The following is an 18,330-nucleotide window of genomic DNA, read 5'->3' on the forward strand; positions in this document are numbered from 1 at the left end:
ATCAGTAAAAGTTTCAGAAAACTAGGCGCGTTTCCCTTCGCCAGCAGCCGACCACATCGAAAAAAACCTGGACTTAAATGAATTGCTGATCCAAAAACCTGCCGCGACGTACTTTGTTAGGGCACAAGGTGAATCGATGCTTGGGGCCGGCATTCACCCCAACGACATCTTAGTCGTCGATAGATCCCTGGAGCCGGTCGCGGGTAAGGTAGTGATTTGTGCACTCAACGGCGAACTGACGGTTAAGCGCCTTACGTGTGAAAACGAACAGTGGACACTAAAAGCAGAAAACCCGGATTATCCTGACATTGTTCTCACTGATGATTTGGATCTGGTGGTGTGGGGCGTCGTGACCAATGTTATTCATGCTGTTTAATTATGCAGGAACAGGCTCGCATCGCCTTGGTGGACGCCAACAATTTTTACGTTAGTTGTGAGCGGGTATTCAGACCCGATCTGAACGGCAAACCGGTGATTGTCTTGAGTAACAACGATGGCTGTGTGGTGGCCAGAAGTGCCGAAGTGAAAGCGTTTGGCATCAAAATGGGCGTCCCACTGTTTCAGGTTCGGCACCTTGTTGAGCAGCACAACATTCACGTTTTTTCATCCAATTATTCGCATTATGCCGAAATGTCAGCCAGGGTCATGGCGACTTTGGAAGCCTTTTCCCCATGCATGGAGGTGTATTCGATTGACGAGGCGTTTCTTGATTTGACCGGCGTCTAGATCACATCAACCAACGTTTCCCTAAGGGCATTGCCATCGCCACGGCTCGTATCGATCAAACCTGGAAACCTAAAGCAGAGAAAATGTCTCAGCGCTACACCACCGACTGGCGCGAGCTGGTCTGCGTCAGCTGCAAATAAACCTAGCGTATATCAACTCGGAAACCTCAATCAAAATCAACTTTTCAACGTGCTTAAATTTCCCAACTTCCAAGACGCGGGGAAAACATGCAGCCGGTAATCATCGACACAGAAGAAAAGCAAAAAATCGTTAAAACATTCGGTCAGCGCATGATAATTGCGCGCGAAATGTGCGGACTGAGCGGTCTGGAAGCGGCCGAGTTGCTTGGATACGCCAATTCTTCCAAGCTCAGCAAGATCGAGCATGCCAGCGACCCTGAGACTATCCCAGCTTTTTTGCCATACAAAGCGTCTATTGTTTACAACGTCAGCCTTGATTTTTTGTTTGGATTATCGGACGACTGGCAGCGAGATCCGATAATTTCACAACAGTGCCAAATTCAACGAGCGCTTGAAGAGGTCACCGCCGATGAGAACAGCCGACGAGAGATAACGTTCGATCATTTCCGCAACGGTATGCTTTTTAGCTTCAGTTGTTTTGAAGTGCCGACCTTCTCTGATTGCGCTCTCCGTTGAGGCCGCCCACCTTTTGGCGTCAGTTAGACGGTCAAACGTCGCTGATTGAGGCTCATATCCCTTTAATCTAATTTGGACCGTGTAATACGGCACCCCATCCTTTTTAACACGCTTTCTGATATTAGCCATATTTGCCCCATTTGGGCAGCAATCGGCATTTTGATATGATGCTATCAGCCATTGCTTAACCCGAACCGTTAAGTGAATAGGTTAGGGCTTGTTGGTGCTGGTAACACCCTCAAGCCCGTTTTGCTTATGGCGGCATTATACCTTACGTCACACTCACGTCACACTAGCTGACAAAAAACGTCGATTATTATCGATAGTTGGCGACAATAAAAACGCTATAACATATTGAATAAACGATTAAAATATTGTTGTGGCTTGTCGAGGATTGTTTATTTACAGGGATTCATAACCCCGAGGTTCCAGGTTCGATCCCCGGTATCGCCACCATTTAAATCAAGGACTTGCGTTAATTCGCTAGTCCTTTTTTTATGCCTGCAAGATATTGAGTACCGGTTGGCATAAAAACGACAGTACTGTAACGCCGCGCGATTTTTGTCGCAATTTTGCGCGATTTTTGTCGCAAACATAGTAAGGATTTAACGGAAAAAATTAGGCTTTAACGAACCTTGATTTTTGCTTCGACATTCGTAGTAAAACCATCTCCAGAAAACGTATGTTCAACTCTGGTTGTGGTCCATTCATCGCCATCAATTCCAGGCCTAAATCCGCTCACTAATAACGGAGATTCGGCGAACAAGTTGCCGTCACCAACAGCCAAGGAAAGTTGCAAAGTTGTCGCGCCTTGGGTCAGGTCGTCAAGCTTTGCGCGGGCAGCTTGAATCGCTTTTTCTTCGCTGTCGTAAGTATGGCGAAGGGTATAAGTCGGCTTGCTGGTGCTGGTGCTAACAGCCACTTTTTGACCGTTGGCTTTGTTGTGCCAAGTCGCCGTAACCGATGCATATTTACCGCGATCGGCCAAACTAGCGTGGTAGTCTGATACCATGCTTTTTGTAATCACGATACCCTCCAAATCGGCACCGCTAACGCTTTTTGACTGCCCGGATTTTGCCACGATCAATGTATCGTGAGTCACCTTAGCGACGCCGTTGTATTGCTTGGCAAGCCGAGTAATTAAATGCAAATCGCTCTCTTCGGTCTGGTCAATGTGCGGTAGAGAAATGGCGGCCAAATCAGCCGCAGTTTTACCGGTTAGGCCATTATCACCGGCAATCGTTTTAACCAAATCACCAAAAGTAATGCCTTCGAAACTGCGGCTCTTTTGGCTCTTGAGATCGCCGCGCATGTCGGCGGCTTTGGCGTTGATGCTGATAGTCTCGGGGAATCCCGTCAGACTTACTTCATCCACGGTATAGACGCCTATTTTTGCCAGGCCTGTATGCATATAACCCAGAAATACTTGCAGCTTAGCCCCGTGCCTGGGCAACTCGATCAAGCCGTCGCGGTCGTCAAGATCAATCGTGCAGGTATCGGTTTTAAAGCCGGCCTCATCGATAGTTGTAATGCTAATTAAGCGTTGCTGAATCGCCGCACTGACATCGACATTATCCGCCAACACTTTAAAGATTGGGACCATATTAATCCCACAGCCGCACGGTTGCTGCCGGCGCCACAGGCGCCAATTCAGGCAACTCGATAATCACGCCGGCAGGCAATACTGGCCCGATATCCGCCAAGCCACGATTGGCCTCCAATACCGCCTCTGTAGCGCCTGGGCGGGCGGCATAGTGCTTATAACAAATAGCATCCAACACATCGCCGGCCTTGCTGCGATATTGCGTCACAGGTCCTCTCCATACGGCGTAATCTGCATAGAAAACGCCTGTTTACGCGGCGTGCCGTCGCCAAAAAAGACCATCTGTTCCTCATCGATAGACTGTATCACCCAGCGGCCCCAAATATAGCCATTACCGTCCACCAACAGCAAAGGTAAACCTGCATACCTTTTTGCACATTAGACAGGCTCAACCCCAAACTGCCCATGGCCTCGCGGAACGACTTTGTCCCACTTTCGGCGGCGGCGAATTTCTGGAAAATAGCGTTAGTCGCGGTGCTGGCGGTTTCGGTATTTTCGCCCAACGATAGCAGTGTCGATCCCAGCGCCGCCATGTTGCCGCCGGTGATTTTCACGGATGCCGCCACACCGCCAACGCGAGTTAAAAACCCAATAATATCGCCACCCTTAGCAATACTCTTGTCATCCAGATAATTGATGGTATCGCCCAGTTCGCCGATAGCCGGAATCGGTATCTTATATAAGTTAGCGATCTTGCCCATGTTGTCGGCCAACTCTGCGGACGGCAGATCAAACGCACTGGCCATTACCGCCGCCGTGCGGGTAAAGCCGATTAAGTTTTCCTTTGCCACGCCCATGCGGGCGCCGGCCTCGACCATCGCCGCTAACTCGTTATTGGCGATAGGTATTTCGCGGCCCAGCATCTGGATTTCTTTGCGCATGCTGGTGTACACCGGCGTCAGCTTGCCGCCAGCATCACGCGCGCCATCTACTTGTTTGGCGACACCTAACATGGCGGTTTCAAATTCGATGGCTTGCTTGATAGGCTGAGCAAACGCATACGCCGCCCCCACAACCCCGGCCAACCCACCCAGCGACGCACCACCAGCCGCTTTATTCCGCGCTGCCTGCGCCTTATAAACATCCCCAATACTCTTAGCGTAGCGCTTGGTGGCCGTATCCAGCTTCTTGACTTCATTGGTTGCGCTGGAAAACGTAGCCTTAAAGCCGCTGGTAAACGCGGCGCCAATTCGTAAACTAAGGGTTAGGTTATTATTCATTATTTGGGCTTCAATTCATCTACCGCGCTTAACCAGTCCAACAGCTCTTCGGATTCCATGTCTAACAAACTTTCCAGGCTCCACCCGGTATAACTCGCCAACGCTACGCAGGCTGTGCGGGCGTCGCCGACGCTGAGGACAAAAAACCGGAATAAGCCGCCTGCAATTTCTTGTAGTCTGCCATGTCCAGCTCTTGGATTTCCTCCGGTGTTACTTCGCACAAGTTAGCAAACATGGCGATTTCTTTGTCCGCTTCGCTTCCTGGCGTTTTGTCCGCCACCAATTGGTCGCGTACCTTGGGCCGACGGACGTTAAGCACGGCCGTGCCGTTGCTCAAAGGGTATTGCAATGTCACTTTTGCCCCGGTCATTTATCCGCCTTGGCCGCTTTGCCGACCGGTTTTAAAACAATGTGGCCGGACAACAGCAAGTACTTTGCCTGCCGGCTATTCAGTTTGATCGTGTCACCGACCGCATATTGCTCGAAAGCAATCTCTACCAGATACTCAGTCATGTTACATACCCAGGTTGCGGCGAGTTAACGCCAATTGATCAATACCGTTAATAATCCTGACCATGTTCGGCACATCGATTTCGTGAATTACCAGTCCGCCTATGCTGTGCTTGTAATAGCGCACGGCGATCATGCCTTTCAGGCTGGCGCGTTCGCCCGGCTTCCAGCTGCCTGGGTCAAGCTCTTTCAGCATGCCTTGCAGCTGTACCACCACCGACTTTTCTGTACCGTCTTCGCTGCTGATCGAGCCGCGAAAGGTAAACGGCTTGGTTTGCCCCGGCGCCAAGCCGTATAACTTCAGCACTTCCGCATCGTATTTTGTCAGCGAGAATGAGGCTTCCAGCTTTTCCATGCCCATCTCGACATCCACCGGCGCATCCATACCGCCGTTGCGGAACTCTTCGGTTTTCATGGTCAGTTTGGGCGGGGTCAGCTCTTCGACGTTGCCGGCATAGCCGCGCCCGTCGACGAACAGATTCATATTTTTTAGAATGTCGTTAAGCATTAGAACAACTCCTCTATATAGTCGTTAACTAAATGGCTGCGGAAGGTGATGTGCTCGGCAGGATACGTACACGCGCTTGCTGCCGAAGTTGCCGCGATACGTAATCGCGTTGGCATCGGTGCTGTTGGGGCCGTCGGCAATGATGACCGCCTTGAGCCGGTCGGCAATGCCCAGCAGCTCTGCAACCACCGCTTGATCGTGCGAGTAACCCGGCGCGATCAATATGCGCGGCGTGACATGCACCACCGATTCCGACGCTAAAAAGGCATGCACGCCGGTGGTGCCAGCGCCGATAATATTAGATTTGGTGGCAGCAAAATCTACACCCTCGGTGACGCGGATCACCACCACCATCGCGCCGGCCTGGTCGAAGATAGCGTCCAAGGCATCCGGCAACGTACCGGCCTTATCGCCGAGCGTATCCAATTTATCGGCAGCCACGCGGCTACCGGTGATCAGTACCGGGGTATTCAGCGGAAACGCTTCATCGGCACCGCCGGACAGCGACAACGCCTTAACTGAGGCGGTCACCGCCGCGGCGCCAGTTGACGCGCCGGTATTGGCAACACCGACCAGCAAAGCCGCCGCCGCGTTGGCGCCGATGGCCGTAATGACTTGCGCTGCTGTGGTAGTAATCGCGCCGGCGATACTGGTGGCCAGGTTAACCGTGATAGCCGTACCAGATACCGCAACGCTCAATGCCGCGCTATTGGCTTTGGGGTCTTTGAGATGGATAGTAATGTTATTGCCCGCCGCACCCGCAGTGTCGGCGGTCCAGGTCAAGGCATTATTGCTGGCTACCACGCCGGTTGCCAAGCTGGCATTGGCGGATGGCGCGCTGTTGGGGGCCGTGCCGATCAAGCCGATAACGGATGAACGAACGGTACTAATCGGGCGGGCACCGTCGTCGATTTCAACGATTTCGATGCCGTGTAAAAATTGTTCTGGCATGGGGGATCCTCTTAGGGCTTAAGTGTTACGGCTAACGCGAAAAGGTCGGCTATATCGCCTGATGTCTTGTTCATCAATCCGGCGACATAGGCTATTTTTTCATTATTGCCGAGATAGTTAGATTCGCATTCCCACGCATCCCGGATATCTTGAGGCCCGGCCGCAATGATGGCCTCGAATTCGTCTCGCCAACCTTTTTGCGTAAGCGCTTGGCGAATTTGATACGCGGTGGCGGATACCACGGGCGTTATGATGGGGCGATCTATTGCCGTCGGCATGCCTCCAGTATCAGCCACCACCTGCTTACCGCTCGCGCGCGCAGACAATATCGATCTATACAGGGCATCGCTGATGTCTACGCTGTCGGGTGGACAGTTTTGCGTAGGTAAGTAAAATCCTCCGGTTGAGGCTGAATATTTCATTATTTACCCCCTGCGATCCAACACACGGTCGCCCCTGAATTATTTGCAAAGGCATGAAATGATGTAGCGTTATTAATAGTGGCGCCTCCCGTGCTATTGACACTGCCTGAGCAACCCACCACTACGTAGCCGACATCAAAGGCCAACGGCAACGCCACCAATTCCAGGGCATTTGGATTCACAATGGTGTACACACCCACCATGAATTTCCAGCTCCCCATCCAAGCGGGCAATACCAAATATCCATCGGTGGTGCCAAAATACAAGGCAAAGCCAAACCTTAATTTAAGCGGCGTCACGACACGTTGATCATCGGCCCCGGCATTAACCTCAGCCTGTGTCGCAATCTCCGCCGTGCCCCGCAATGACTCAGTAGCTTGGACGATATTGACCAGCAGCGCATCGACCTGCTGCTTTAACCATTTGGTCCGATTGGCCAGGTTTCGGGCCGCTGCATTGCTTTTGCCAGTGGCGCCGCCGACCACTGCGTCAGTGGTTTCCAGTTGATAAACGCCGGCATCATAATTAGCCGTTTCGGGTAGATCAGCCATCAGAGCACCCCGCCGTTATGTTGATAAGTACCGTCATAAGTCACCGTGTTGTCATAAAGTAGGTTCATAAAAATCAGATTGCGCAGCACCGAGCGCGCGTTTTTATAACGCCCAATCCGGGCTTTAATCTTGGCAATCATGCCGGCATCGGGCGCAAAGCCCACATTCAGCACCACATCGAATAAGGGCCATACACCATCGGAGCCATGCGTAATGCTGCCGTCGTAGGTTTGCAGATTGTTGTAAAAATAGGCTTCGCCCTCGCGTATTTGCACGTTGTCGTAGCCCAGCGCCTGGATAGCGGTCTTGATCGAATACGGCGTACCCTTATGACTATGTACCTCGTAACTCGCGACCACCGTGGCGCGTTTTTGTGCCTCGCTCCAACTTTCGTCCCACTCGTCGACCGACAGCGCCCAGGCCAGCCAAGGCAGCAAATCGAGCGGGCAGGTATTGGGGTTCCATAATTTGACTAGCTCAACGGGTACCGCGCCGATCCGCGCCAGGCTATCGTCTAGCGCATGCTCTTGGCGGGTGGCATTGGGCGGCAATAGATTAGACACCGACGCCCCCGTTAGTCAGGGTTTTGCCGGTACAATACGCTGCCTCATGAGTATCGATAACCACATCGGCGGCGGGGCTGGTCAGCACCACATTTTGCACGCCGGGTTGATGCAAGGCCGCAAATAATCCTGACCGCGTAATGTCGTAACCTATTTTGCGCTGTTGCGCTTGATAAGCGTCTACCGCGTCGCTGGCTGCTTGCAATACCGTGGCACTGCTTGGGCCGTCGTAAAACGTCAACGTAGCGTCTATCGCATAGGTAACGATAGCCGCCGACCGCACCACCACGCGATCCGTCAAAGGCCGTACTTTGTCATCGTTTACTGCGGCTTCCACCGCAGCCAACAGCAATGCGCCGGCAGCGCCGGTACCGGTGCGGGATAACACAGTGACAGCCACGTTGCCGGGTTGCGGGCTGGCTAAATGCGCATCGTTATCTATCACCACGGTTGAGCCCGACATGTGGAATTCCACCGCTTCCACGCCGATATCGGCCACGTCGCCATCGGCACTGAGACCATGAAATTTATAACTGCCGACCGGGCCGGCAGTGCTGAGACCCTCAAACGCCAATTGCACGCGGGCGCGCAAGTCCGTATCGCCCTCGTACACGGCCTCTACCGGCGGGATCGCATCCGGATCGGCGGCCGTGATCAGCAGACGCTGCACATTTAAATTAGCCGCCAAGTTGTCCAGGTCGCTCCGCAAGGCATACGCCAGCATCACGCCGCGCGCGGCATCGTTGACCCGCTGCCGCAGTATCAGCTCACGGTAGGCAGCCACTTCCAGCACTTTATAAGCGGGATCGGACTCGACCAGGGCAGTAAATGTTGCGTCGCGCGCTTGCAGGTCGGCCAACATGGCCGCCAGGATAGTTTCGTAATCCAACGCCTGGACGATGTTGGGCGCGGGCAGTTGAGCCAGGTTAATTTGCGTGAAGCTCATAGCACAATCCCGTCTAGCGTGATCGGCTTGCCGTCCGGCCGGTATTTACCGTATAGCGTCAACGCAATGCGGCCGGACTCGGCGCCGGCATCCAATACCACGCGCTCAACCAGTATGCGCGACTCCCACTTGGCTAACGCTTCGGCAGTAGCGGCAATAATCTCGATAATGGTTTGGCTGTTCATGGGCGCGTCGATCAGCTCGAATAAGCGCGATCCATAGTCGCGACGCATAACCCGTGTACCGATGGGCGTTAACAAAATATCGCGCACGGATTGCTTGAGATGGTCCAAGCCGCCCAGGGCTTTGCCAGTGCTGTTGTTGATACCGATCATGGCACTGGAACCCCAGAGGTCCCGCTACCTGGCTGTACTAGGGAGGTTTTGTGATTAATCAGACTGATATTGCTCGGACCGGCCACCACATCCACCGACGCGGTCAGCGTGCCGGTCAAGGTAATATCGCCGGTAATGCTAATCCCACCATCCGCCACCAACTCGACAGTAGCGCCGGCGGGCAGAACGGCTTTTAGATGATGCGCGGCCCGGTCGTACTCGACCACCGCGCCGTCTTGATACTTGACATGATGCTTGTCTTTGCTGCCAACAGGCTGTGGATACGCCGACTGAAACACCGCCGCCAATGCCACACCTTGATTAAGCTCGCCGGACGGCGCCAGTATCAGCACTTGCTCGCCCACTTCCGGCGCATGCCAGGTCACATCGCCGCCGGCGCGTTGCGTCAACCAGGGCAGCCAGGTCGTTACATTTTCACCCACTTTAACGCGCACTTTGCCGGCTGCGTAATCAGCTTGCTCGATGCGGCCCAGCCTAATTAAATTGCTTAGCCGGCGATCCAATTCGGTGACATCAAAATCCATTAGGCCACCTGCTCATATTTGCCTTCAAAGCCAGTGCCTATTTCCGGCGACAGACCCAGCCATACCTCAGACGGCCTAACGCCCAACTCGATCACATCGTATTGCGTCAGGCGGATACTTAACTCAGACTCGTAAATTGGGTGCCGGGCACCCAAGTCGTAGATAACATCAATCCCGTCGCGCTCGACTTTTAGACCCGGGACAATGATTGCATTCGCCAGCGCCCCCACCAGCAGCTCGGTAGCCTGCATAGACTGCGATACACCATCCAAAACGGTACCGGTGTTATCAGGATTGCAAATACCCAGCACCACGCTAACGGTAAACGTATCGACATTGGCAAACGTGTGCTTAGTTTTGGTGGGCACGTAGCACAACACCGGAAAATCAACAGCACTCACAAAGCGCTTATAGCCCAACCAATGCGCCACGGACTTGCTGTAGTTAGCCGCAAAAAACGCGCTCAGCGGCGTATCACTATCAAAGCGGCTGCGTAGTGCGGTTAAGGCTATTAGACTCATCGACTAAACCCAGGTTGACAACCAAAAAATAAGCCTCCGCCCGATGATCGGACGAAGCGCTTAGTGTTGGGGGTAGTCTAAAGGGGGAGGATTAGGTTGGGTATGTGAAGGAGTTCGGATTAACAATTGCGCTTAACTATTTATATTTTGATTAATCCGCTGTCCCTTATAGCGGCTGTACCGATGTTTGTTTCATGCAGTCCATCGTTTGCGTATCCCGCTACCCACAAATCGTTAATGGAAACTATTTTATCAATATCTAACACTCCGGAAAATCCGGCAGGGCATGTCCTAACCCACGTGTTTTGTTGTACTCGTATAGGATTTGCGACGGCATCAGTAATAGTGTTTCCAACGTTCGTTTTTGGTGCCACTGTTGATAGCCACACGGGTAATCCTATGGCGGTCAAATTATCCTTAATCGCTATGATGCTTTCCTTGATCCCCACCCCGGCGACACCGTCGAATGGAATACCGGCTTGTGCATCGTTAATGCCCAGCGAAATAATAGCATCCGTCGCATATTGGGCCAATTTTAAGCGCGCAGACTGTGCGTTATAATCCCTTGTAGCCCGACACGATGCGTAATTGGCTTTATGTATTGCAAAATATTTAGATAATGATGGCTCAAGCTCACCGCTCAGACCGAGATAATCAATAGCGGTGTTTTCGCTTGTCCCACCCTGCCGCGAATCGCCAAAAATAATTATTGATCTATTTTTGGTCCATCCAATTATTGCGCTGGGACGTGCTCCTAGATTTGCACTGGAGCTTGTCGTGAATGGGCCGCCTATTCCAATCCTGTTTTGCGTAGTTACACCGAAAGTAGCACATTCGCCGCTGTCAGGAATTACAGATCCCGTGGGGATTAGCAGCCCTTGGTTAGTTGTAAATACAATAGAGCTAGCGCCCTCTTGAAATTGCCCAACAAAAAATCCTTCCGAATTTTTAATCGGTCTAGATAGATTTATCCAGTCTGATATTGCAAAACCGCCTGGTGGTATTTGGCCTGAGTCCGATGCCCCACCGCGCCATGTAACTCGGCCAATAATCTCGCCTTCGGCGCTTTCGACTTGTGCCTGCCACGTAGCCGGGCCGATATTAAGCCGCTCATATGGGGCATTATTCTCAAGATAGCCATTCCAGTATACGAGTTTAACGGCCATTAAATGATCGTATGACCAGTGCTTGGACCTAGCATAAATTTGCCTATTTGCTCCGTTCATGTTGGTCGGCTCGGATGTGCGGGACGCGACAAAGCCGATTTTTTTTGCATAGGGCGCACCAAACTGCATGTCAGCGGAATTTAGCGTCGAATAATTTACTTGAGTAGTTAGTGCCGAAATAACAATGCCAACATCACGATGGAATGGCCCGACACTGCCCGATAAATTTATAGCCGAAGGCCCCGATTTTATACCGTTGGACTCGATCTCTACCAACGCGCTGCCATCTACCAATAAAACCTCTCCAGCTCGCAATAATTCAGTGGCTGAATATTGAGGACTTAACGTTTTCATCATGCTCTTCCCAAAGTGATTGACCCATAGCCGCCGCTGGTTGGCTCAAGCAAGCCCAGGGCGGCGCGGTTTAATTGTTTTGCCAGCGTGTCGGCGCTGGTTTTGTATTGATTGGCTTTATCGATCATCAGCGAGTTATCGCCCATGCTGCCGTCGATGGCGGCCAGACGTTTAGCCCAGGCTACGGCGATGGCTTTTAAAATTGCATTCGGTAAGGTGATGGCTGCTGCTTCGGTGGGCGTAATACCTGCGGTGCCTAGTGCCAGGTCGACATACACATCCGCGCCTTCCAGATTCTCGTTGGTGACGACTACGACCGGATCGGCGCAATCGGCTATGTTCCGCAACTGAACCCCATTTTCCAAAATCGGTTGTCATCGTTCGCCGTCAACATATACGCCGCACTCGGGGCAGAGTTCGCCGTTGGGCGTAATCAGGAAAAACTCATTGCCACAATTGCAAACCCAGATATGCCGATCTTGCGGATAGCACAGGCCTTGAAAAATTCCCTTGTCGGTTTTGCACTCCGGGCATTCAAGACGGGTTTCGCCCGATGGCGCGACGGCAGTCCATTCATGACGACAGCCCAGACAAATAGCCTGCCCGGAGCGGTGCGGCGTGCGGTCAAGCTTGGCTTGGTTGAAGTCGATGATGCTCATCATTCATTCCAAGCATAAAACACATCGGTCGTTTGACTAACCAAGGGTTTTTTTGCGTAAGCGGCAATTTTTAAAAGCTGATATGCCAATTCGGTCAAATGTTCGGCGGATATAGATTTATTTTCTGCTGGCAATCCACTCCTAATTTCTAACGTTCCACGCCCGGAATAATACACTCGCAAAAAGTCTGAACGCTCTTTCATGCCGCTGCCTGCTTTGCAATCCTATCGCCATAGGGATCACCCGCAGCATCGATCTCTTTATCAATCGCCGTCATGGTGCTAGGCGCTGTGTCGTTTGCCAATATCTGTTTCGCCAGGCGCTTTTTGATGGCTTTATCAAACTCAGCACCCATGCCCAGCGTCACCGAATCCATGGCGATGTTGATGGCCGTTTGCAGATCGGACAGGTTAAAGTCCTTGGGGTATGCAATATTGCCGGTAAAGGTTTTGCCTTGCCAGGCATAAACCAAACTGGCGATTTCCACTTCCGCCGCTTCGCAGTTTTCCGCCATATCGCCCAAGGTGCTGTTGCATTCTTGGAAATGGAACGACAGCGCCACGCCGCTTTTCTGCACGCCGCCTACAAATTCCAGGTTAGCCACGCGGTAAATGTCCGTGACCGTATCCGCGATTTCCAGCACCGTTTCTCCAGATTCCGCCTCCTGGCGCAGCCGAAACTGGTTATGATCCTGGCTTTGTGTCTGCTCGGTATTCAGGCGCAGTGGTCGATAGTGGCTGGGGCCGCCGAAGCCGGCATCGACCAGCCAGGAGTCGCCCTCAGCCTCCACGATAAATGCCAAATGCAGGCGCGGTCCGCCCTCGTTACGCCCCATTCGCACTCTGGCCATAATCGGCTGATACGCAAATCCCAACTCGTCCAGCGCCTGTCCAAACAACCCGTTCAATTCGAAACAATAGCCGCCGCGTCGATTGGCGACAATCTTTTCCATCAACGCCGCCGTTTCCAACTCGGGCAGCAAGCCCAATAGCGGATTGATGTTTTCGAACGCAATAGCGCCGAGTTGCGCCTGTTGCAATTGGCAGAGGCCGGCGAGGGTGGCCTCCGGTTTGGCTATGCCTATGCGGTTTAGGTAAGCGTTAAAATCAAAACTCATGGGGTAATCTTGTAGAGTAAAAAGCGGTTAAACGGAAACGAATCGTGCGCCAGCGTGATCCTTCAGGTGACAACGATAACAAATTCTTGCAATCGGTTTCAAACCGCCAGCTCGACGATTCTCGCCTCGATTGCTGTGTCCCTGATGACAAGTTCGGCAACGGTTACCGGCAATTTAAATCGGCGTGGTCCGGCGCTACCAGGGTTGAGATATAGCACACCATCGCGTTCTTGAATCGATGGTTTATGCGAATGGCCGGAGATGACGACGCGAATCCCGGCCGCGACCGGATCGATAGGCAACTCGGCCAAGTCATGGATCACGTAAAGACACGCTTGCTCAACCGTCACAACGGCACTAACCGGCAGTTCCTCAGTCCATTCACCTTTATCGTTGTTACCACGTACCGCAGTAACCGGTGCCAACTCGTTCAGCAGCTGCAATACTTCCGGCTTGCCGATGTCGCCGGCATGGATAATCCGCTCGCAGCCTTGCAACGCCGCCAGCGCCTCGGGGCGGAGCAAGCCGTGGGTGTCGGAGATGATGGCGAGACGGTGGAACACAACGAAGAGGGTTTGGATGAGGTTGAATCAAAACGGAGTCATCCCGATTGTGGTGTTTTTACCCATCGGTTCGACTAGACGGTGTTGCGCTGCTCGGTACTTGCTTCAAGTGCTCTGGCGCATCGTCGCCAATCGCAAACGGCTCCTTGCCTTCCCATTGCACCACGTATTGACCGAGACGCCGCTTGCGTTCCAGGGTTTTATTGACGGCAAGTTGCAGGCAGTCCAACATCGCCTGCGTGTCGGAGTTAAGAATAGGTGTGGATGGTTCGATCATGATTGGGTGTGCTGTTGTAAAAAAGTTAAAAAATTCGGGATTGGGTATTTCACTTTTCATTCATTAGTTTTACTAATGCCTAAAGTCTTGGCAAGCTATAGGAGTCGAAAATGATACCGAGGCGTTGGGACACCAGGAATTTGCGCGGATGTTCAGCTCGTCAGGGAGTTAAGATTAACTCCCTACGAATCTCGTCGTTCTATTGATTACGCTTCGCTAATCAAGGCTCCGCAAGCTAACGCGCAAACTGCTAAGATTTACGCTTCTCAAGCTATAGCAAGTAAGGACACATGATACTCCCCCAATTACTACAGGAAAGCCTCAAACAGGGTAAAGTCATTCCTTTCGTTGGGGCCGGCGTATCCATGAGTGTATTAGCTCAATCCGGCAAACCACTGTTTCCCAGTTGGAAAGCATTGTTGGTGGCAGCGGCGGAGCGCTTGGAAGCAGAAAAGAAACCGGACGACGAGGCTTTGGTTCGGAGTTTGGTCAATAAAGGCAGATTCCTGGATGCCGCGAAAGAGGCTCAGCAAGGCCTTGGCGCCAACTGGCACGACTTCCTCAAAAGCCAGTTCGATAAAACCAGCGACCAAGCTCAAGATGCCAGCCTGATGCTGGCAAAGTTGGTTTGGCAGCTGGGTTCCGAATTGGTCGTTACTACCAACTTCGATAACGTCTTGCATTGGGCTTGCCCAAAGACGCTCGATATCGAGAAATGGAACATTGAGGCTGCCGTCGAGCAGTGCAATTTGCTACGCGATAGCGTCAGGAAACCAACCATCTGGCATTTGCACGGCCACATCGGCGATAGCGCTAACATCATTCTGACACCCGACGGCTACTCCCGGCTTTACGCCAACGATCCTAGCGAAAATCGCTACAAAGCCGCCATCCAAACGCTCCACCATCAATTGGCCAGCCGTAACTTCTTGTTCATCGGCTTCAGCCTGGCGGACGAAGATTTTACCGACCAGTTGCGCATGCTGGAGGAGCTATACCAAGGTGCGGCGGGTCCTCATTATGTGCTGCTACCGGAATCTCAAAGTGGGAGCTTCAAATCGCCGACGTCCGCCATTGAGCCGGTGTTTTTTCGGGATTTCGGCGAACCTCTGCTGGAATGCTTAACCGATATGGCCGCTATCGTCAACGCAAAGACCGACCCAAGCATCACCATAAATACCGTCGTAGCCGACTACAGTCCCGACAAGCCGGTGTTTTACGTGCCATTCCGGGCCAAGGGCGAACAAATGATAGGTCGTCGCGAAGCTTTGGAGCAAGTACACCACCAGCTTTGCGATGGCAAGCGCACGTCCATCGGCCAGACTGCGGCCTTTCAAGGCTTGGGGGGATTGGGCAAAACGCAGTTGGCGGTGGAATACGCCCATGCTTATCGCAGCGAATACCCTAACGGGGTTATCTGGATTAACGCCGATCAGGAGATCACCCCTCAGCTAATTAAACTGGCGGAAGAGGCGCATTGGGTATCTCCATTGTCGGAACAACCCTTCAAAATTCAAACCGCCCTTCGCCGCCTGCGGGAAACCTCGGATTGTCTGATCGTATTCGACAACCTGGAGCAATTGGCGGACATCAAAGAATTTCTGCCCAAGCCACAATTCAACCCGCACATCCTCGTCACCAGTCGTATCGACCAGCCGGGATTTAATCCGGTGGCGTTGAATACCCTGACACCAGAGCTCGGGCTGCAATTGCTGATCCAGGAGGCCGGGCGGGAACCGGATGGTGAACAAGAAATCCAGGCCGCTAATGGCATCGTGGAACGCCTGGACGGTTTACCGTTGGCGTTGGAGTTGGCTGGCGCCTATCTGCGCCGCCGTCATGCCGTAAGCTGGAGAGAATATCTGGAATTGCTCAGCGATAACCCCAGATTAGCTTTCCCCGCCCATTTGCAAGGCGAAAGCCTAACCCATCATGAAGCGGACATTTATGCCACGCTGAAGATCAATGAAAGCCTATTCGAAGAAGAACCCTCGTTGCGGGAAGTGCTGGATTTTCTGACCTGGAGCGGCTCTGCGCCCATGGCCTTATCCTTGCTGTGTGCTTCCCTGGGACAAGACAAGCCTTCCGCGCTAACAGGAGCTTTATCCCTAGGAATAGCATTGCGCATTCTGCAACGGTCGGACGATGGCGAACGCTATGCTATCCATCGTTTGGTGCGTGAAGTGCGACGCGAGGACGTAGCGCTGGAAACGAGGGGTAACTGGGTAGAGAGTTTTGGCAAACGCTTGAGCGATTGGTTTGAAGCTCATCGGCAAGATTTCCGCGATTTGCCCGTCTTCGAAGCCGGCTTGGATCATCTGGAAGCCTGGCGGCAAAATGCCGAATGTGTTGGCTTTACCTTGTTGGTGGTACGGATGATTTGGTTGCAGGCCTACCCCTCGTATCACTGGGGACGCTATGTTCATGCCAAGTGTGAAATCGAACGTGCGCTCAATCTTTATGAACAATCGTCCAATCCAGACGCTGCCTTGCAAGCACATTTGCTCGACGATTTAGCGATAGTAACTTCTGAAGCGGGTGATACTAAAGCGGCGCTAAAGCTGGAGGAAAAGGCACTCGCCATTCGGCGCAAGCTTTATGGTGAATGTCATTCCGATACGGCACATTCGTTAGCCAATATCGCTTTCTGTTTCGCCAAACTGCGAAAATACGATAAAGCACTGGAACTCGGCGAAGAGGCTCTTGCCATTCGGTTCAAGTTGCATGGAGAAGGTAGTTTCGACACGGCGATTTCGTTGAATAATGTCGCTGGTTACTACTCAGATTTAGGCAAACACGACAAAGCGCTGGAATTAGGACGACAGGCGCTGAACATTCAGCTCAAACTATTTGGAGAAGAACATCCTCATACTGCTGTGTCACTACATAACATATCCATTTTTCTGAGCTCTTTAAAAAAGCGCAAGGAGGCATTCGAATTGGGCCGGCGCGCATTACTCATCCGGCAGAAATTGCTTGGCGATGCTCATCCCGACACCATTCTGTCCCAACACAACGTGATTTGTACTTTGAGAAATTCTGGACGCAAAGCGGAAGCAGTTCAACTCTTCCAAGTACAATTTCCAAAGCTTAAGCCCGGAGACCCTCACTATCATTACTTTCTGGAGTTGCGGTCTGAATTATTTTCCGGCTTCCGTAAAACTTCCCAAAAATCCGGTAAGAGCAAAAAACGTCGTTGAGGCCAGTTATTGTCTGTGTGTCTAAGCTCTAGCTAACTTGGACACACAATTTCGGAAGCTATCGCTTCTTGGACATTCTGGAAAAGCGGGAACTTAGCAAGCAGAGCAAGTAGTTAATTCACACAATTCTCTGCCCGCAAGCCCGGCGCTCTGAGAAACTCCCGTTCATTGTTAGTCACCAATATCCATTCTTGAGAACGGGCATGGGCAGCCAGCCATAACTGGACGAACGGAATTTAAGGGCTGGATAAATAAGAAAGCTGGGGTCTCAAAGACTGGATTACCAAGCAGTTGTTTGGCAACCAGGAAATCGCGGCGTGCAGGTTAGTTATCAATAATCGTTAGGCAGTCGCGTTACCAATTCGTCCCAACCAATCACGATCTCCTGCAAAATACCGACTTGGGTTTCACCTTCCAAGGGATAAAGCTCGGGCTTACCGTATTCGCCGTTTTGCAGGCGATAGATGGTCAGCATGCGGTCGATGGGGTGGACCAACCAATATTCGCGGATGCCGGCGCGTTGATACAGGTCGCGCTTTTTGATCTGGTCGTGGCTGGCGGTGGATGGCGACAATACTTCGACAACCCAGTCCGGTGCGCCGCGCACGCCGCGTTTGTCCAGTTTGCTAGTGTCGCAGACTACCAGCACGTCGGGTTGTACGACGCTGTCGATCAGCTCGTCTGCCTCGTTGCGTTTAGGTAGGCGCACGTCCACAGGGGCGATGAAGGCGCGGCAAGATTTGCCCAGTAGGGCGTTAGCCACTTGCCGGTATATTTCGCCGGCAACGTCCTGATGTGGCAAGTCCGGCGCCGGGGACATCAGAAACGCATCACCGTCGATCAGTTCGTAGCGCAAGTCGTCAGGCCACTGCAAATAATCGCCGTAAGTGTGTTGTTGCCGATCTTTTAAGGCTAAACCCATTACTGTTCTCCTATC

Annotated in this window: 24 protein-coding genes and 2 pseudogenes; 4 read left to right on the plus strand and 22 right to left on the minus strand. The window is 52.3% G+C overall.

Translation table 11 applies throughout. The annotated features are described in order from the left end of the window. Positions 1 to 37 precede the first annotated feature (37 nt). The 3 genes and pseudogenes from umuD to JWZ98_RS10015 all read left to right on the plus strand — a co-directional run. Positions 38 to 376 (plus strand): annotated as a pseudogene (gene umuD, locus JWZ98_RS10000) (translesion error-prone DNA polymerase V autoproteolytic subunit); the annotation flags it as partial. Between the two features lie 2 nt (positions 377 to 378). After that, positions 379 to 723 (plus strand): annotated as a pseudogene (locus JWZ98_RS10005) (DNA polymerase V subunit UmuC); the annotation flags it as partial. A 230-nt stretch (positions 724 to 953) separates the two neighbouring features. Beyond that, entirely contained in the window at positions 954 to 1,382 is a 429-nt protein-coding gene (locus tag JWZ98_RS10015) for a helix-turn-helix domain-containing protein (protein WP_205454161.1), read from the plus strand. Between the two features lie 625 nt (positions 1,383 to 2,007). On the opposite strand, the gene JWZ98_RS10020 is transcribed toward JWZ98_RS10015, so the two are convergent. From JWZ98_RS10020 to JWZ98_RS10125, 21 genes are all read right to left on the minus strand, one after another. Then, positions 2,008 to 2,985 carry a contractile injection system protein, VgrG/Pvc8 family gene (locus JWZ98_RS10020; protein WP_205454162.1) on the minus strand — a complete coding sequence of 326 codons (978 nt, stop codon included), beginning with the start codon at positions 2,983 to 2,985 and terminating at the stop codon, positions 2,008 to 2,010. A 1-nt stretch (position 2,986) separates the two neighbouring features. Then, a complete protein-coding gene (locus JWZ98_RS10025) occupies positions 2,987 to 3,193 on the minus strand; it encodes a tail protein X (RefSeq protein ID WP_205454163.1) in 207 nt (68 codons plus the stop codon). Positions 3,194 to 3,290: 97 nt separating this feature from the next. Continuing rightward, a complete protein-coding gene (locus tag JWZ98_RS10035; RefSeq protein WP_205454165.1) occupies positions 3,291 to 4,205 on the minus strand; it encodes a phage tail tape measure protein in 915 nt (304 codons plus the stop codon). A gap of 103 nt (positions 4,206 to 4,308) precedes the next feature. Continuing rightward, positions 4,309 to 4,575: a phage tail assembly protein gene (locus tag JWZ98_RS10040; RefSeq protein ID WP_205454166.1), complete on the minus strand. Its 267-nt coding sequence runs from the start codon at positions 4,573 to 4,575 to the stop codon at positions 4,309 to 4,311. Beyond that, on the minus strand, positions 4,572 to 4,718 hold the full coding sequence (locus JWZ98_RS10045; protein ID WP_205454167.1) for a hypothetical protein: 147 nt from the start codon (positions 4,716 to 4,718) through the stop codon (positions 4,572 to 4,574). The genes JWZ98_RS10040 and JWZ98_RS10045 overlap by 4 nt, the downstream gene beginning before the upstream one ends. Before the next feature lies 1 nt (position 4,719). After that, complete coding sequence (locus JWZ98_RS10050) at positions 4,720 to 5,223, minus strand: phage major tail tube protein (RefSeq protein ID WP_205454168.1); 504 nt, start codon at positions 5,221 to 5,223, stop codon at positions 4,720 to 4,722. Between the two features lie 24 nt (positions 5,224 to 5,247). Beyond that, positions 5,248 to 6,174, minus strand: coding sequence for a hypothetical protein (locus tag JWZ98_RS10055; RefSeq protein WP_205454169.1), 927 nt, complete (start codon positions 6,172 to 6,174; stop codon positions 5,248 to 5,250). Between the two features lie 11 nt (positions 6,175 to 6,185). Beyond that, a complete protein-coding gene (locus JWZ98_RS10060) occupies positions 6,186 to 6,596 on the minus strand; it encodes a hypothetical protein (protein ID WP_205454170.1) in 411 nt (136 codons plus the stop codon). Beyond that, positions 6,596 to 7,147: a hypothetical protein gene (locus tag JWZ98_RS10065; protein ID WP_205454171.1), complete on the minus strand. Its 552-nt coding sequence runs from the start codon at positions 7,145 to 7,147 to the stop codon at positions 6,596 to 6,598. Before JWZ98_RS10065 ends, JWZ98_RS10060 begins: the two co-directional genes overlap by 1 nt. After that, entirely contained in the window at positions 7,147 to 7,710 is a 564-nt protein-coding gene (locus JWZ98_RS10070; RefSeq protein ID WP_205454172.1) for a phage tail protein I, read from the minus strand. The genes JWZ98_RS10065 and JWZ98_RS10070 overlap by 1 nt, the downstream gene beginning before the upstream one ends. Beyond that, entirely contained in the window at positions 7,703 to 8,656 is a 954-nt protein-coding gene (locus JWZ98_RS10075) for a baseplate J/gp47 family protein (protein WP_205454173.1), read from the minus strand. Before JWZ98_RS10075 ends, JWZ98_RS10070 begins: the two co-directional genes overlap by 8 nt. Continuing rightward, on the minus strand, positions 8,653 to 8,991 hold the full coding sequence (locus tag JWZ98_RS10080) for a GPW/gp25 family protein (protein WP_205454174.1): 339 nt from the start codon (positions 8,989 to 8,991) through the stop codon (positions 8,653 to 8,655). The genes JWZ98_RS10075 and JWZ98_RS10080 overlap by 4 nt, the downstream gene beginning before the upstream one ends. Continuing rightward, positions 8,988 to 9,536 carry a phage baseplate assembly protein V gene (locus JWZ98_RS10085; protein WP_205454175.1) on the minus strand — a complete coding sequence of 183 codons (549 nt, stop codon included), beginning with the start codon at positions 9,534 to 9,536 and terminating at the stop codon, positions 8,988 to 8,990. The genes JWZ98_RS10080 and JWZ98_RS10085 overlap by 4 nt, the downstream gene beginning before the upstream one ends. Then, positions 9,536 to 10,057 carry a hypothetical protein gene (locus JWZ98_RS10090; protein WP_205454176.1) on the minus strand — a complete coding sequence of 174 codons (522 nt, stop codon included), beginning with the start codon at positions 10,055 to 10,057 and terminating at the stop codon, positions 9,536 to 9,538. The genes JWZ98_RS10085 and JWZ98_RS10090 overlap by 1 nt, the downstream gene beginning before the upstream one ends. Positions 10,058 to 10,197: 140 nt before the next feature. Then, positions 10,198 to 11,580, minus strand: a complete 1,383-nt coding sequence (locus tag JWZ98_RS10095) for an SGNH/GDSL hydrolase family protein (protein WP_205454177.1) — start codon at positions 11,578 to 11,580, stop codon at positions 10,198 to 10,200. Then, positions 11,577 to 11,924 (minus strand): hypothetical protein, encoded by a 348-nt coding sequence (locus tag JWZ98_RS10100; protein WP_205454178.1) that lies wholly within the window; start codon positions 11,922 to 11,924, stop codon positions 11,577 to 11,579. Before JWZ98_RS10100 ends, JWZ98_RS10095 begins: the two co-directional genes overlap by 4 nt. A gap of 27 nt (positions 11,925 to 11,951) precedes the next feature. Next, on the minus strand, positions 11,952 to 12,239 hold the full coding sequence (locus JWZ98_RS10105; RefSeq protein ID WP_240348296.1) for a hypothetical protein: 288 nt from the start codon (positions 12,237 to 12,239) through the stop codon (positions 11,952 to 11,954). Beyond that, the gene (locus JWZ98_RS10110) at positions 12,236 to 12,439 is read right to left on the minus strand and encodes a hypothetical protein (protein ID WP_205454179.1); all 204 of its coding nucleotides are present in this window, start codon (positions 12,437 to 12,439) and stop codon (positions 12,236 to 12,238) included. The genes JWZ98_RS10105 and JWZ98_RS10110 overlap by 4 nt, the downstream gene beginning before the upstream one ends. After that, on the minus strand, positions 12,436 to 13,353 hold the full coding sequence (locus JWZ98_RS23145) for an arylamine N-acetyltransferase (RefSeq protein WP_240348298.1): 918 nt from the start codon (positions 13,351 to 13,353) through the stop codon (positions 12,436 to 12,438). Before JWZ98_RS23145 ends, JWZ98_RS10110 begins: the two co-directional genes overlap by 4 nt. 98 nt (positions 13,354 to 13,451) lie before the next feature. Continuing rightward, positions 13,452 to 13,916: a metallophosphoesterase family protein gene (locus tag JWZ98_RS10120; RefSeq protein WP_205454180.1), complete on the minus strand. Its 465-nt coding sequence runs from the start codon at positions 13,914 to 13,916 to the stop codon at positions 13,452 to 13,454. A 58-nt stretch (positions 13,917 to 13,974) separates the two neighbouring features. Beyond that, entirely contained in the window at positions 13,975 to 14,193 is a 219-nt protein-coding gene (locus JWZ98_RS10125; protein ID WP_205454181.1) for a hypothetical protein, read from the minus strand. A 290-nt stretch (positions 14,194 to 14,483) separates the two neighbouring features. Between JWZ98_RS10125 and JWZ98_RS10130 the strand changes: the two genes are divergently transcribed. Then, positions 14,484 to 17,393 carry a tetratricopeptide repeat protein gene (locus JWZ98_RS10130; protein ID WP_205454182.1) on the plus strand — a complete coding sequence of 970 codons (2,910 nt, stop codon included), beginning with the start codon at positions 14,484 to 14,486 and terminating at the stop codon, positions 17,391 to 17,393. 331 nt (positions 17,394 to 17,724) lie between these two features. On the opposite strand, the gene JWZ98_RS10135 is transcribed toward JWZ98_RS10130, so the two are convergent. Next, positions 17,725 to 18,315 carry a Uma2 family endonuclease gene (locus JWZ98_RS10135; RefSeq protein ID WP_205454183.1) on the minus strand — a complete coding sequence of 197 codons (591 nt, stop codon included), beginning with the start codon at positions 18,313 to 18,315 and terminating at the stop codon, positions 17,725 to 17,727. Positions 18,316 to 18,330 lie beyond the last annotated feature (15 nt).

The organism is Methylomonas sp. EFPC1, from assembly GCF_016925515.1.
Classification (GTDB): Bacteria; Pseudomonadota; Gammaproteobacteria; order Methylococcales; family Methylomonadaceae; genus Methylomonas; species Methylomonas defluvii.

What these genes read in the sequence shown, in the direction of transcription:
- JWZ98_RS10045 (WP_205454167.1), bottom strand. Translation starts at nt 4,718, where the DNA reads ATGACTGAGTATCTGGTAGAGATTGCTTTCGAGCAATATGCGGTCGGT.
- JWZ98_RS10135 (WP_205454183.1), bottom strand. Translation starts at nt 18,315, where the DNA reads ATGGGTTTAGCCTTAAAAGATCGGCAACAACACACTTACGGCGATTAT.
- JWZ98_RS10080 (WP_205454174.1), bottom strand. Translation starts at nt 8,991, where the DNA reads ATGATCGGTATCAACAACAGCACTGGCAAAGCCCTGGGCGGCTTGGAC.
- JWZ98_RS10075 (WP_205454173.1), bottom strand. Translation starts at nt 8,656, where the DNA reads ATGAGCTTCACGCAAATTAACCTGGCTCAACTGCCCGCGCCCAACATC.
- JWZ98_RS10020 (WP_205454162.1), bottom strand. Translation starts at nt 2,985, where the DNA reads ATGGTCCCAATCTTTAAAGTGTTGGCGGATAATGTCGATGTCAGTGCG.
- JWZ98_RS10035 (WP_205454165.1), bottom strand. Translation starts at nt 4,205, where the DNA reads ATGAATAATAACCTAACCCTTAGTTTACGAATTGGCGCCGCGTTTACC.
- JWZ98_RS10040 (WP_205454166.1), bottom strand. Translation starts at nt 4,575, where the DNA reads ATGACCGGGGCAAAAGTGACATTGCAATACCCTTTGAGCAACGGCACG.
- JWZ98_RS10015 (WP_205454161.1), top strand. Translation starts at nt 954, where the DNA reads ATGCAGCCGGTAATCATCGACACAGAAGAAAAGCAAAAAATCGTTAAA.
- JWZ98_RS10060 (WP_205454170.1), bottom strand. Translation starts at nt 6,596, where the DNA reads ATGAAATATTCAGCCTCAACCGGAGGATTTTACTTACCTACGCAAAAC.
- JWZ98_RS10125 (WP_205454181.1), bottom strand. Translation starts at nt 14,193, where the DNA reads ATGATCGAACCATCCACACCTATTCTTAACTCCGACACGCAGGCGATG.
- JWZ98_RS10055 (WP_205454169.1), bottom strand. Translation starts at nt 6,174, where the DNA reads ATGCCAGAACAATTTTTACACGGCATCGAAATCGTTGAAATCGACGAC.
- JWZ98_RS10130 (WP_205454182.1), top strand. Translation starts at nt 14,484, where the DNA reads ATGATACTCCCCCAATTACTACAGGAAAGCCTCAAACAGGGTAAAGTC.
- JWZ98_RS10095 (WP_205454177.1), bottom strand. Translation starts at nt 11,580, where the DNA reads ATGATGAAAACGTTAAGTCCTCAATATTCAGCCACTGAATTATTGCGA.
- JWZ98_RS10105 (WP_240348296.1), bottom strand. Translation starts at nt 12,239, where the DNA reads ATGATGAGCATCATCGACTTCAACCAAGCCAAGCTTGACCGCACGCCG.
- JWZ98_RS10085 (WP_205454175.1), bottom strand. Translation starts at nt 9,536, where the DNA reads ATGGATTTTGATGTCACCGAATTGGATCGCCGGCTAAGCAATTTAATT.
- JWZ98_RS10110 (WP_205454179.1), bottom strand. Translation starts at nt 12,439, where the DNA reads ATGAAAGAGCGTTCAGACTTTTTGCGAGTGTATTATTCCGGGCGTGGA.
- JWZ98_RS10065 (WP_205454171.1), bottom strand. Translation starts at nt 7,147, where the DNA reads ATGGCTGATCTACCCGAAACGGCTAATTATGATGCCGGCGTTTATCAA.
- JWZ98_RS23145 (WP_240348298.1), bottom strand. Translation starts at nt 13,353, where the DNA reads ATGAGTTTTGATTTTAACGCTTACCTAAACCGCATAGGCATAGCCAAA.
- JWZ98_RS10050 (WP_205454168.1), bottom strand. Translation starts at nt 5,223, where the DNA reads ATGCTTAACGACATTCTAAAAAATATGAATCTGTTCGTCGACGGGCGC.
- JWZ98_RS10090 (WP_205454176.1), bottom strand. Translation starts at nt 10,057, where the DNA reads ATGAGTCTAATAGCCTTAACCGCACTACGCAGCCGCTTTGATAGTGAT.